11 protein-coding genes are annotated in these 13,633 nt (G+C 62.1%); 1 reads left to right on the top strand and 10 read right to left on the bottom strand.

Annotated features, from left to right (window positions below; all coding sequences use genetic code 11):
- Positions 1-60: 60 nt before the first annotated feature.
- Positions 61-1,269, top strand: coding sequence for an alpha/beta fold hydrolase (locus tag QYQ98_RS03520; protein ID WP_302007383.1), 1,209 nt, complete (start codon positions 61-63; stop codon positions 1,267-1,269).
- Here QYQ98_RS03520 and QYQ98_RS03515 read toward each other — a convergent pair.
- From QYQ98_RS03515 to QYQ98_RS03470, 10 genes are all read right to left on the bottom strand, one after another.
- Positions 1,262-2,146 (bottom strand): ribokinase, encoded by an 885-nt coding sequence (locus tag QYQ98_RS03515; RefSeq protein ID WP_302007382.1) that lies wholly within the window; start codon positions 2,144-2,146, stop codon positions 1,262-1,264. The genes QYQ98_RS03520 and QYQ98_RS03515 overlap by 8 nt on opposite strands.
- Before the next feature lie 10 nt (positions 2,147-2,156).
- Positions 2,157-3,620, bottom strand: a complete 1,464-nt coding sequence (locus tag QYQ98_RS03510) for an ABC transporter ATP-binding protein (protein ID WP_302007381.1) — start codon at positions 3,618-3,620, stop codon at positions 2,157-2,159.
- Positions 3,617-4,405: an ABC transporter permease gene (locus QYQ98_RS03505; protein WP_302007380.1), complete on the bottom strand. Its 789-nt coding sequence runs from the start codon at positions 4,403-4,405 to the stop codon at positions 3,617-3,619. Before QYQ98_RS03505 ends, QYQ98_RS03510 begins: the two co-directional genes overlap by 4 nt.
- Positions 4,402-5,334, bottom strand: coding sequence for an ABC transporter permease (locus QYQ98_RS03500; protein ID WP_302007379.1), 933 nt, complete (start codon positions 5,332-5,334; stop codon positions 4,402-4,404). Before QYQ98_RS03500 ends, QYQ98_RS03505 begins: the two co-directional genes overlap by 4 nt.
- Positions 5,331-6,809, bottom strand: a complete 1,479-nt coding sequence (locus QYQ98_RS03495) for an ABC transporter substrate-binding protein (RefSeq protein WP_302007378.1) — start codon at positions 6,807-6,809, stop codon at positions 5,331-5,333. Before QYQ98_RS03495 ends, QYQ98_RS03500 begins: the two co-directional genes overlap by 4 nt.
- Positions 6,810-6,989: 180 nt before the next feature.
- Entirely contained in the window at positions 6,990-7,967 is a 978-nt protein-coding gene (locus QYQ98_RS03490) for an LLM class flavin-dependent oxidoreductase (protein ID WP_302007377.1), read from the bottom strand.
- Positions 7,968-8,044: 77 nt separating this feature from the next.
- Positions 8,045-9,460, bottom strand: coding sequence for a branched-chain amino acid transport system II carrier protein (brnQ, locus tag QYQ98_RS03485; RefSeq protein WP_302007376.1), 1,416 nt, complete (start codon positions 9,458-9,460; stop codon positions 8,045-8,047).
- A gap of 259 nt (positions 9,461-9,719) precedes the next feature.
- Complete coding sequence (locus QYQ98_RS03480) at positions 9,720-10,706, bottom strand: phosphotransferase (RefSeq protein WP_367881637.1); 987 nt, start codon at positions 10,704-10,706, stop codon at positions 9,720-9,722.
- A gap of 77 nt (positions 10,707-10,783) precedes the next feature.
- Entirely contained in the window at positions 10,784-12,502 is a 1,719-nt protein-coding gene (gene treS / locus QYQ98_RS03475) for a maltose alpha-D-glucosyltransferase (protein ID WP_302007374.1), read from the bottom strand.
- Entirely contained in the window at positions 12,489-13,631 is a 1,143-nt protein-coding gene (locus tag QYQ98_RS03470) for a MalY/PatB family protein (protein WP_302007373.1), read from the bottom strand. The genes treS and QYQ98_RS03470 overlap by 14 nt, the downstream gene beginning before the upstream one ends.
- Positions 13,632-13,633 lie beyond the last annotated feature (2 nt).

The following is a 13,633-nucleotide window of genomic DNA, read 5'->3' as shown; positions in this document are numbered from 1 at the left end:
TCCTCGTTGACGCTGTTACTCTCACATAAGAGTTAAGCAGGTCAAGGCTATACTCGAGGGGTGTTTTCAACGATCATCCCGCCGAATGCGTCCGTCAAAGAGCATGAGATCGAGGTCCCCTGGGATAGATCGGCTCCCGAGCTGGGCACGTTCACGCTGTTCTGCCGCGAGTTGTACGCGGACGAAACGTTGCCGCCGTTGCTCTTCCTTCAAGGTGGGCCGGGCAGTCCCGCACCGCGGCTGGTGCAGGGCTGGATCCCGGAGGCGCTGAAGCATTACCGCGTCTTCCTTCTCGACGAACGCGGCACCGGCCGCTCCGGCAAAATCGACAAAGGAACTCCCGAGCTGGTTCGCCCGGAGATTCTGTCCAAGCTGCGTTGCCCCGACGTTGTCGCGGACGCGGAGGATCTGCGCCGCCACCTCGGCTTTGACACCTGGGACGTGCTGGGAAATTCTTTTGGGGCGCTGTGTACCGCCAGCTACCTGTCGTACGCGCCGGAGTCGCTGAACCGGGCGTTCCTCACCGGCGCGCTGCCGAACCTGGGGTGGAGTACGGACGAGTACAACGAATTGACGCTGGATTCCGTGGACAAGCGCTGCCAGGAGTTCTACGACGCTGTCCCGTTCGCAGAGCAGACGATCCGCGACGTGTGCGCCCACCTTGACCAGACCGAGGAATTCTTGCCCACCGGGGAAAGGCTTACTGCGAACCGCTTCCGGTTCATCGGCGTGGCACTCGGTGCCGAATTCGGGTTTACTGTGCTGGCGAACCTGCTCGAGTCCCCGTTTTACCCGGACAGCAAACGCCTCCGGAAAGATTTTCTCGCTGGCGTGAATAGCCTGATCAGCACCGAAGCGAACCCGCTGTGGCCAGTCGTCCACCTCGCCATGCTCGGCGCGTCCGACACCGTCGGCCAGTCCCGCCTGGATGCAGACCCGACCTCGGCCGAGCCCTATTACCTGCTGGGCAACCACTTCTTCCGCCACCACTTCGCCGAAGACCCGGCGCTGACCCCGTTCCAGGATGCAGTCGACGCGTTGGCTGAGATGGATCCGGCACCGCTTTTCGATGCAGCCCAGCTAGCCGTCAACCGCGTTCCCGCGACCGTGGCTCTGTACGAACGCGACATGTTCGTCCCGCTCCCCATGGCGGAGAAGATCGCGGAGTCCATCGGCAACCTCACCGTGTGGACGCACCCCGAGTGGGACCACGATGCGATCTACAACCACGGCGGTGAGCTGTTCCGCTCCGTGTGGGACGCTAGCTAGGCAGCTCGTCGCCGCGCCATGGGTAGGACGGCTGCGCGCCGGGCCGGGTCACGGCAATGGCACCGACGCGGGAGGCGAAGCGTGCGGCGTCGGCAAGCGAATCCCCCTCGGTCAGCCGGTGGCACAGCGCACCCGTGAACGCGTCTCCGGCACCGACCGTGTCTACCGATTGGACGGCGGGCGATAAAACGTGCTCGATTCCGTCTGCGGTTCCGATGAGCGCCCCAGAGGCGCCCAGCGTCACCACCACAGAGGAGAACTCCCGCAGCAGTTCTTCGATGCACTTTTGCGGGGCCGCGTCCCGCCCGAGCACCAGCTGCGCTTCCTGCTCATTGACAATCAACGGGTCAGCTTTCCTCAGCGCGTCGCGGTCCACGTCGATCACCGGTGCGAGATTTACCACCACGCGTCCCTTTGCTAGCTCAACAGCCCGCGCGAAACCGTCCGCAGGAATCTCGCCTTGCAGAAGCACTAGCTCAGCGCCGCCAATCAGGGCAGCATGCTTATCGACGACACTTGCCCCCACCTCACCGTTCGCCCCCGGCACGACCATCACGGTGTTCTCTCCGTTCGCCGCCACTGTGATGACGGCCAGACCGGTCGGGGTAGTGACGTGCTCGACGGCGGAGAGGTCCACGGCGGCGTCGACAAGCAAACGCGTCGCGGCTTGAGCGTGCTCGTCATTGCCGACAGCTCCGACGAGCGCCACCGAACTGCCCAGGCGCGCGGCGGCGACCGCCTGATTCGCTCCTTTGCCGCCCGGGGTGATGCCGCCTCCGGCGCCCAGCAGCGTTTCCCCGGGGGAGGGGTGACGGGGCACATTGACGGTCAAATCGGCGTTGACGGAGCCGACAACGACTATTCCTGGATACTCCACAGAGGACACGCTATCCGGCTGGTGCCGATCTACCACCGCGACGCACCGGTGATCGTTCCGCAGGCGGCACCGACCCTGATGTCGGGATAGCCCGCAGCAGAGACTTCGTGTACTCGTGCTGCGGGTTTTCCCATATCTGCTCAGTGGGCCCAGTCTCGACAATGCGGCCTTGATACAGCACCGCAATTGTCGGGCACACCTGTCTGACCACGGATAGGTCGTGGGAGACGAAGACGAGAGTGGCGTCGTTGTGGGTGACGAGGTCGTCGATAAGCTCGAGGACCTGCGCGCGTACCGACACATCTAGCGCCGACACGGGCTCGTCGGCGATGAGGATTTGAGGGCGTGGAGCAGCGGCGCGGGCGATAGAGATCCGTTGCCGTTGCCCGCCCGAGAACTGGTGCGGGAAACGGTTGCCGGTACCGCCTAGTCCCACCTGGGAGAGCACTTCATCAGCGCGTTGTCCGTCCGCGCCAGTCTCTGTCACCGACGAGCGGACCGTGCGGCGCGGATTGAGGGATGAGTACGGGTCCTGAAAGACCATTTGCAGGCGCCCGTCTATTTTGGCGGTGCCTGAATCAGGCTCATTCAACCCGGAGATGACGCGAAGCAGCGATGTTTTTCCCGATCCCGAGCCGCCGACAACGCCGATTCTCTCACCCTTGCGCACCGTCAGAGATACGTCATCCAGCGCGAGGGTGTCTCCGCGTCGCCACGATACGTTCCGCAATTCGATGACAGGCTCGCCGACGGGCCGCACCTCAGCAGGCATCCCCGGCTTCGACGCCGAAACAAGGTGCGCGGTGTACTCCTCGCGGGGATTGTCGAGATCTGCGTCCGGATCCACGACCTGCCCTTGTTTGAGAACGATGACGCGGTCGGTCATCCGCTTGACCACGCCGAGGTCGTGCGTTATGAACAGCAGCGCCACTCCGCGCTCCCGCACGAGGGAATCAAGCAGGTCCAGAATCTGGCGCTGCACTTCCACGTCTAGCGCTGTCGTCGGCTCGTCGCAGATGAGCAAATCTGGATCTCCTGCGAGAGCGAGCGCGATCAGGACCCTCTGCCGCTGTCCGCCGGACAGCTGGTGCGGAAAGCTGCCCGTCCGCTCGATGCCGACCTCCGCCAACAGTTCGCGCGCCCGCTCGAGCGAGCAGGCCTCAGCTACCTGCCGCTCGACCGTCATCAATGGATCCAACGCCGTCATCGGTTCTTGGAAAATCATCGCCGCAGTCTGTCCCCGCAGCTTCCGTTTTCTTCTCGCCGGTGAGGCGATCATGTCCGTGCCTGCGAGAGTCACGGTGCCGCGTGGTTCAAGCCTGTCATCCAGTAGGCCCATGATCGTCAGGGCTGTCATGGATTTGCCGGAACCGGACTCGCCGATGAGTCCCAGTCTCTCGCCGCGTTGGATGTCGAATGAGATTCCGTCGAGGATCCCGTCGATCGTGAGGTCCTCAATATGCACGAGTGTCATCGGTCAGATCTCCTGTCGGCCACGGCATCGCCGAGGACGTTGAAGCCGAGCACTGTGCCGGCAATAGCGAGGCCCGGCCATAGAGACAGATGCGGGGAAGTGGACAAGTATGCCTGTGAGGCCTGCAGCATCCGCCCCCATGACGCGTACGGGGCGGGGGTGCCCAGTCCGAGGAAGGAGAGCCCTGCCTCCGCCAAGATCGCCAAAGCGAGTGCCACTGAAACCTGGACCGCGAGCGTCGACGTGATGTTGGGTAGCACATGTCGCCACGCGATCAACGGGCCCGGCACGTGGGAGATGCGGGCCGAAAGCACGTAATCCTGAGCCATGACCTGCATGGTTCCCACCCGTGAGACCCGCACGAAACCGGGAATGCCCGCGATGCCGATCGCCAGCACCACGATCCACATGGAGCCGCCGAACACTGCGGTGAAGACGATTGCGAGCAGCAGAGCAGGAAATGCCAGCACTAGGTCGTTGACACGCATGATGAGGCGGTCCCGCCACCCGCGGCTCATTCCTGCCCAGATCCCGAGCGGGACACCTGCTAGGGCCGACAGAGCGACGGAAGAGACCGCAACGGTCAATGTGCTCCGGGCGCCGTCCATTACCCGGCTGAGTACATCGCGTCCGTACTGGTCCGTGCCCATCCAGTGGGCAGCTGTGGTGCCCTGCAGGCGTTCCGCCGGGACCGCGTGCACTGGGTCGTACGGGGTCCACACGACTGCCAACGCGGCTGCGAGGACTGCCAGCCCCACGAGAACGAACCCGATCACCTTTCTCATGCTTGCCTCCTCAACCGAGGGTCGATGAATCGGTACAGCAGATCCACTGCCAGTGTCACGGTCAAGGTGAATACGACGAGCAGCATCATCAGGGTTTGGACGGTGGTGAGATCGCGGGTGGCCACAGCGTCGAGAAGCATTGTGCCGAGACCAGGCAGCGCGAAAACGCGCTCGATGACTACCGCGCCAACGATCAGAGTGGTGAACTGCAAACCTGTCACGGTGAGCACAGGGAGAAACGCATTGCGCAGGGCGTGCCTGTACAACGCTTGCCGTGTGGACAGTCCGACAGCTCGCGCGGTACGGACGTAATCTTTGTCCAGCTCCTCGTTCACCGCGCTGCGCACGTAGCGGGTCAGGATTGCTGCCTGCACCAGGCTCAACGCCATCACTGGGAGGATGAGGTGCGCCACGAAGCCGCCGGCATCCGCATTCGGTGGGACCCATCCGTTCGCCGGGAGCCACCCCAACCACACGGAGAATACAGCGACGGCCAGAATGCCGACCAAGAAACTCGGCACGGCGATGCCCACCTGTGTCAGGGACGACACCAGCGCTGTGTCCCATTTTCCGCGCCGCCGCACTAGATAGGTGCCCAGTGGAATTGCAATGGCTGTCGACAGCACCATGGCGCTCACCGTCAGGATCAGCGAAACCTGCATGCGGTCGATGACGAAGGGAGTGATGTCTTGCTTACTGGTTAGCGACCTACCGAAATCCCCTGTCAGCATTCCGCCGACCCAATCGACGTACTGGGAGGGGAGCGGTTTGTCCGTGCCAAGCTGGTGCGCCAGTGCTGCCACATCCTCGTCTGTCGCTGTGACGCCCAAAGCGATTCGCGCCGGGTCCCCGGGAACCGCGCGCAGCAGAAAGAAGATGATCAGACTCGCCGCGAAGAGCATCCCGATGAATCGGCCGAGCGCCTTCATTTCCTAGTCACCCCCGCCAAGTCGAGTCCGTCAGTGACCACATTGGGATCGATCCCCTCCACTCCCGGCGCGGTGACCACAATATTGGGCAAATTCGCCAAGGTCAGGGCACCGGCATCCGCCATGATGGTGTCGACGGCATCCTGCATGAATCGCGCCTGATCCTCCGGTGTCCCCTCGTCCGCGCGTGCGAAGTCCTCCTGGACGGCCTGGGAGTCGTACCCCAGGTAATAGTCGGGCGAGAACAGTTGCGGCATATCGCGCGGCTCGACGTGTGCAACCAGAGAAGACTGGTAATCAGCCTGTTTGAGCACTTGGCTGAGCCAGACCGCAGGGAACTCGACGGTCTTCAGCTTGACGCGGAATCCGACATCCCGCAGTTGGGAGAAAATCAGTTCGGCGGCATCTTGCGCGTAGGGCAGCGACGGCACGGTGATCACCACCTCAGGTGTTCTGCCCGCCAGCAATTCCCGTGCTTTTTCCGGGTCGAACGGAAAATAGTTCTTCTCGGTGAACCACGGGTCGCTCGGCGCCACGGGTGCGCCGCCGGTGTCCTTTGCCATGCCGGCCCACACCACGCGGTTAAGAGCTTGGCGGTCGATGGCGTACGCGACTGCCTTTCTCACATTGGGATCATCGAAAGGGGATCCTCGGTTATTCAGGCTCAGCAGGACTTCACCGTTCGTCGTGCCCACCTGCACCTGAAATTCCTCCGGCAAAGTCTGCAGTATTTCGGGGGCCTGCAGCCCCCACAGCACATCCACGTCGCCGACGCGTAACGCATTCACCGAGGAAATAGCGTCGGAGAAGTACCGGATCGCGGCGTCCTGGCGCGCGGGCTCGCCCCAGTAATCCTCGCGCGCGTCGAAAGAGATAGATTCGCCGAGCGCGTAATGGTCGACCACGTAGGGTCCTGTCCCGACAGGATCGGTGGCCAGCTTATCGACGCCTCCCGGCGCCATCATCGCCCCCGTCAGCGTTCCCATCGACCAAAGCCAGTTGTTCGACGGCGCTTTGAGCCGCACCTTCACGGTCAAAGGATCGAGCACTTCCACCTCTTCCACGGGAGCCATTTGCTTGGCCAGGCCGTTGGTCCACTGCTCCCGCACGTAGTTGATGGAGAACGCGGCAGTCTCCGCGTTGAACTGCTCTCCGTTAGAAAACGTCACACCGTCTTTGAGGTGAAACGTGTATTCGGTCCGGTCGTCGTTGACATCCCAGCTCTCGGCGAGAAAGGGTTGGGGCTTTCCGGAATCGTCGATACGCACGAGCGTTTCGTACACGTTGCTCATGAGTGCCTGCGGAATAGAGGCACCTCCCGTGGTTGTGAAATCGAGGGAAGCTGGTGCCGAGGTCGTTCCCACGACAACACTATCCGGTTCAATGCGGCCCACATTCGATGCGGTGCTGCCGGCGGAACACGCGGACAGAAATCCGACCGAAAGTACCGCCGCCGCGGCACCAAGTGCTCTCATGCGGCAAAACAGTATTCACGTGCTGCGGCGATCTCAAACCTCGGCGGGAATCGGCGCGAGATACATGCTGCTCAGATCGATTGTGACCCTGCGGCTGCGGTAAATATTTTTCGCGCACCCTTCCGGCCCCGGCTACCACAGGGGCGTCCGTTCTTCGGTGCAGCGCCACATGGCGCCGGGCTAGACCGCCTTGGAGACGATTTCCATCGAGGATAGAACTTCCTCGTGCGTCGGGGCCTGGAAGGAAATCATCAACTCGTCCGCCTGTGCGTGCTGAGCAAATTTCTCCAGGTACTCCGCCACCTGTTCGCCGGTGCCCTCTGCCGTGTACCGCAGCATGCCGATGATCTGGTGGCCCTGGGGGGAGTTCATCACCGAATCCAGTTGCTCCTCGGTGAGTGAGCGTCCCTGGCGCCCCAAGAATGCCTTCAACCTGGCGCGGTGGACGAGCTCCGTTTGGCGTGCGGCATCATCGGCGCTGTCGGCGGCCGTCACATTGACCGCGGCAATCACATACGGCTCCGCACAGTATTGGGACGGTTGGAAGTTCTCGCGGTAATAGCGCGTCGCTTCCTCAAGGTGGGTGGGGGCGAAGTGAGACGCAAAGGAATACGGCAACCCGAGCTTGGCAGCGAGCGTGGCCCCGAACATTGAGGAGCCCAGAATGTAGAGCGGGACATTTGTCCCTGCGCCGGGCACCGCGGTCACTCCCGGGATCACCGACTTACCGGCCAGGTAGCCCTGCAGCTCCAGGACATCGTTCGGGAAGTTCTCCGCCGCCATCGGGTCGCGCCGCAATGCGCGCCCGAGAGTGTTTTGGTCCGTGCCGGGAGCGCGCCCCAAGCCGAGATCAATCCGGCCGGGGTACAACTCGGCGAGGGTCCCGAACTGCTCCGCAATCACGTACGGAGCGTGATTAGGCAGCATAACGCCGCCAGCACCCAGACGAATTGTCTCGGTGTTGGCGGCGATATGAGAAATGAGCACCGCCGGCGACGACGATGCGATCGACGGCATGTTGTGGTGCTCGGAATACCAGATGCGGTCGTACCCCAGTTTCTCCGCTGTTTGGGCCAGTTCCACGGAGCGGGCCATGGACTGGCTTGGACTCTCATCGTCGCGGACAGTGCAAAAATCCAGCAGAGAAAGCGGGGTCATGGTGGTCCTTCCGGTCAAATCAGGTTTCTTTCACTCCCATGCAACATCCCGGAAGTCCGCACCATTCCATCTCGTGGTTAGGCGTTGCGGGCCTCGGCCTCTTCCAAGCTCTCGCCCTCGACCGTACGCTGCGTGCCGATCTCCAGTGGCGCGTGAGGTTTAGCGAAGTCGATGATGACTCCGACGATGAATGCGATTGCGGTGGGAAGCAACCAGCCTAGGTCGTTGCTCTGCATCGGTGACCAGTCGACGAGCGGGGACAGAGCGTCTGCGCCCCAGCCGAGGGAGACGAAGGTGGAGATGAGCGACCAGATCACTGCGACCCAAATCGGCAGGATGAAGCCCCAGCGCAGGCGGGTGCGGCGGCTGAAGAGGGGCTCAATCAGAGTGACGAAGATCAGGGCGATTGCCGGCGGGTAGAGGAATCCGACGACCGGGCCCGCGATCGAGATGACAAAGTCCAGGCCTTGCGTCGCCATGATGGCCGATGCCACGGCGAAGACGATCGCCCAAGTCCCGTAGGAACCAGCGAACTGCCCGGAGAAGTACTCAGCAGTGGAAGTGATAAGACCAATGGCGGTGGTCATGCATGCAAGAACCACGATCAGCGCGAAGACGGTCTGGCCGGGGCGCCCCATGAGCTGCAACGCTGCGTCAGCAAGCAAAGGCGCGCCTGAATCGTACTGCAATGCGTCTGGCATCGCGCGGCCGATCAAACCGAGACCCAGGTAGATCAAAGCGAGCAGGATGCTGGCGCCGATACCGGCGTAAATCGTGCTGCGGACCAGCGGTTTTCCTTCAGCGAAACCCTTATTGCGCAGCGAGGAAATAACGACGATGGAGAACGCCAGTGCGGCGATCGAGTCCATGGTCAGGTAGCCCTCGAGGACACCCGACGGGTACGGGTTGGTCGCGTAGGTTTCGCTGGGCTCGTAGTGCTGGTTGGTCATGGTGAACAGCGCCATGCTGATCATGATGACAAGCAGCACGACCAGCGCCGGGGTGAGGAACTTGCCCAGCGTGTCGGTGATGCGGGTCGGGTTCCACGACAGCGCCAAAGCGATACCGAAGAAGACGATGTTGAAAAGTGCCGCGCTGAATGTGCTGTCCCAGCCGAACAGCGGTGTGACCGCCACTTCGAAAGAAACAGCGCCGGTGCGCGGCAGAGCGTAAAAAGCGCCGATGGACAGGTAGGCGAGGATCGGGAAGACAACGCCGAAGATGGTGCCTGCGCGTTGCGCGAGGTCGCGCACATTGGAGCCGGAAAGGGCGATCGCGACCACGGCCAGCACGGGCAGGAGCGCACCCGTGGTGAGGAAGCCGAGGATGGCGGGCCAGAAATTATCGCCTGCTTGGACTGCGAGCATCGGCGGGAAGATGAGGTTGCCGGCGCCGAAAAACATCGAGAAAAGAGCGAGTGCCGTGAATAGGATTGCACTGTTCGACGAACTCTTGCCAGTTCCGTTGCCGGTAGAGGAAACAGCTGTTGACATGGAGCCTCCAGGGTGTGGACGGAAAATAATAGGTCTCACCCTAGCATCTCGCTGTATGGGATCGGAATTTTAGTAGCTGGAATTTGGTGCAGTCACATGAGGGGGCTTTATTGCTTCGGTCTGGTCTCGTGGGCGCGGTCGCGCTGGGGGATGAGCGTGCTTCGTGCATGAGGTGCCAGGGATCGTTGTGTGGCGACTGTTCGAATTGCCCGCCAAGGCACAGAACTACAACCAGGCGATTGTGGAAGCCCCCGGAAATCTAGGACAAATCTCGGATCGCGGAAAGTGGAATGTCCACCCAGTCGGGCCGGTTGTTCGCTTCGTACACGACTTCGTAGGCAGCTTTGTCGGCGGTATACGCATCGAGAATCTCGTTGCGGTCGGTTCCGTATCCAGCCAGGAGCTTATCGACGTCTGCGTGGCCTCCCATTGCCTTCGCATACCCGAAAGAGCGGACCATGCCGGCGACGTCGCGTAGCGCATGGTCGGGGAGCTGGCGTTGTTCAAGCGGCCGTGCCGGTTCTCCCTCAAAATCAATGAGGTACCAGCGATCTGCCAAGAGGGTTTGACCCAGATGAAGGTCGCCGTGAATGCGTTGAATCTCCACTGCATCGTCTGGGATGCGCGAGTAGATCTCGCGGAGTCGTTCTTCGTAGGGATCCAGCGCGTCGGTCTGCCGCAGAAGTTCGTCGAGGTGGGAGTTGAGGGAATCCCGGATGCGGGAGGCGGGAACCAAAGAGGTTTCAAAGGAGTCGGCGAGAGCCTCGTGCACGTCGCGGATAGCGCGGCCGAGGGATTCTTCGCTCTCTAGGCCGGGGTCGAGAGCCAGCTGGAATCCGTCGCGGCCACCGGTGATGAGTTCCTGCATCATCGCCAAGGTGCGGCCGTCCCGCGTGAGGTGGCCGCGCACCCCGGCGACGTGGGGACAGTCGGAGATGACGGACAAGAGCTCGACGTCGGGGTTCAGGCCGTCTTCGAGCTTGCGGAAGACCTTGAGAATCCAGCGGTCGTCGACCACGAGGGACGTGTTCGACTGGTCCGCACCGAGGGGAATTGCCGAGCTCCCAGACATGTCCCCGGAAATTTCGCCGAATTGTGGCAGATGGGCGAGGTAAGCCTGGGCGCCGGCATCAGTGTCCAAGACATCCTTGTCGCCGTCGACGAGGACTTGAAAATAGTCGAGCTGTCCATGGTCGACCTCGAGGATCTGCCAGTCAGCGAATCCGGCAGGCAACTCAGCGATCACCTGTTGCCGGTTAATGGGTTCTGATTTGAATCCGTAGAAACGGGTGCTTTTCAGGTCCATAAGTGTGCTCCGAGAATCTAGGAGATGTCGAACCAGAAGTGGCCGTGCGGGGCGAGGGTCACCAGCCAGGGGAGTTCGCCGATGGCGGGGAACTCGACGTTGCCGGACAGCTCGCGCGGAACAATTCCGGCTAGGTGGGACAGGTGCATTTCCACCGGCTGTGGGCGGGAGCTCATGTTGTTCACGCAAAGGATGCGCTCGTTCTCATACTCGCGGATGAATGCAAGAACTTGGGGGTTGGAGTGCTGCACCTCCTGGTAGTCGCCGCGGCCGAAAGCCTTGTATTGCTTGCGGATGTGCACGTGCTCGCGGACCCAGTGGAGGAGGGAGTTCTCCCGGTCCATCTGGGATTCGACGTTAATGGCCTGGTAGCCGTACGTGTCGTTCCGGATGGTGGGGAGGTAGAGGCGCTCGGGGTCGGCGGTGGAGAAGCCTCCGTTGCGGTCGGCGTTCCACTGCATGGGGGTTCGTACGCCGTCGCGGTCGGGGAGCCAAATGTTGTCGCCCATGCCGATCTCGTCGCCGTAGTACAGGAAGGGTGAACCGGGAAGGGACAGCAAAAGAGCGTGGGCGAGTTCGAGACGGTCCCGGTGGCCTCCGAGCAGCGGAGCGAGGCGGCGGCGGATGCCCACATTGGCTCGCATCCGCGGGTCGGTGGCGTAATTGGTGTACATGAAGTCACGCTCGTCTTCGGTGACCATTTCAAGCGTCAGCTCGTCATGGTTGCGCAGGAAGATGCCCCACTGGGCGGAATCGGGAATGTCCGGGGTTTCCCGCAGAATGTCGATGACGGGCTGAGCTTTCTCCTGACGGATGCTCATGAAGATGCGGGGCATGACGGGGAAGTGGAACGCCATCTGGCATTCATCGCTGCTCCCGAAGTACTGGACCACTTCGTCCGGCATCTGGTTGGCTTCGGCGAGGAGGAAACGGCCGGGGTATTCCTCGTCGAAAAGCGTGCGTACGCGTTTGATAAAATTGTGGGTTTCGGGGAGGTTCTCGCAGTTTGTGCCTTCCCGCTCGTAGAGGTAGGGGATGGCGTCGAGGCGGATGCCGTCCATGCCGAGGTCGAGCCAGAACCGGATGACGTCGATGACGGCGTCCTGGACTTGTGGGTTGTCGTAGTTCAGGTCCGGCTGGTGGGAGAAGAAGCGGTGCCAGAAGTACTGTTTGCGCACCGGATCGTAGGTCCAGTTGGACTCTTCGGTGTCGATGAAGATGATGCGGGCTTCCGCGTACTGGTCAGGGGTGTCGGACCAGACGTAGAAGTCCCCGTAGGGGCCCTCCGGGTCGCGGCGGGACTCCTGGAACCACGGGTGGGTGTCGGCAGTGTGGTTGATGGGGAAGTCGGTGATGATGCGGATGCCGCGTTTGTGGGCGGCGTCGACAAGCGAGACGAAGTCTTCGACGGTGCCAAATTCCGGGAGGACCTTGCGGAAATCGCGGATGTCGTAGCCACCGTCGCGCAGCGGGGAGTCGTAGAACGGCGGAAGCCACAGGCAGTCAACACCGAGCCATTGCAGGTAATCGAGTTTTTCCTCGACACCTTTCAAGGTGCCGGAGCCGGAGCCATCCGGATCGTAGAAGGCGCGGACGAGCACTTCGTAGAAGACGGCGTCTTTGTACCACTCAGGGTCGGGCCGCTGCCAGGGTTCGTTGCCGGGGGCTGGAGCGGGCGCGCTATAGTCGCTCGCATCCGCCTCGATGAGGAAGCCTTGCTCGTCAGTGGAGTCCATGCCCGTCAAGGATAGCGTCGGAAATCCGGTTGAGCGCTTCTGCGAGAATGTCCGGGCTCGTGGCGAAGTTCAGGCGGGCGTGGTGCGCGCCCCCGGAGCCGAAGGTGATCCCCTCGTTGAGCGCTACTTTCGCTTCTCGATGGAGCCATGCAGCCGGCTTCTCGTCCTTGATCCCGGTATCGCTGAAATTGAGGAACATGAGGTAGGTAGCGGACGGTTTGGTGAATTTGATGCCGGGGACCGCTCCGGGGAGGTTGTCGATGAGGAAGTCCCGGTTCGATTTGAGGACCGCGAGCTGGTTGTCCAGAGCTTCCTTCCCCTCCTCGTAACAAGCCTGGGCAGCGATGATGCCCAGGGTTCCGGTTCCATCTTTTGCCACGCCGGTGAGCTTGTTCCACGTGGCCACGTCCTTTTCGTTGCTGAAGATGATCTGGGCGCATTTGAGGCCGGCGATGTTCCAAGCTTTGGAGGTCGCGGTGACGGTGATGCAGACGTTGGCGGCGGTCTCGTTCACGCCGGCGGCGCAGACGTGCTGGCCTTCGTAGACGAGGGGGGCGTGAATTTCGTCCGAGAGAACGCGTGCACCGTACTTGTCGGCGATGGCGCACAGTTGGGCGAGCTCTTCGGCATCGAAGGTGTAGCCCCACGGGTTATTCGGGGAGGCGAGAAGGATCGAGCCTGCGCCGTTCTTGAAGGCGGCTTCGACTTCCATGAGGTCGAGTCCGTCCTTTGCGCCGACTTCGACTATGTCGCGGCCGGCGGTAGCCGGGATCTCCAGGAACGGCGGGTAAGCGGGAACAGGGACCACGACGGGGGAGTCGGGTTTGGTGAAGTACTGGACACCGAGGAGCATGCCGCGCACGACGTCGGCGACGGGGAAGATCCACTCTGGGTTTGGGCGCCAGCCATACCGCTCGGAATAGAAGTCACTCACAGCGCCACCGAGATCGTGGAAGGCTGGGGTGTAGCCGAACGATTCGCGGTCGACGGCATCTTGGATTGCGCGCTTCACCGGCTCGGCGGTGGGGAAATCACTCTCGGCTACCCACAGGGGGATGATATCGTCCCCGTACTGGGTCCACTTGCGGGTGCGGCGGGCGCGGAGGGTCTCAAGATCTGGAAACTGCATGC

This window comes from Corynebacterium sp. P3-F1 (genome assembly GCF_030503635.1).
Taxonomy (GTDB): domain Bacteria; phylum Actinomycetota; class Actinomycetes; order Mycobacteriales; family Mycobacteriaceae; genus Corynebacterium.
Note: the sequence above shows the minus strand (reverse complement) of the source record. Positions and strands in the feature narration are given on the sequence as shown.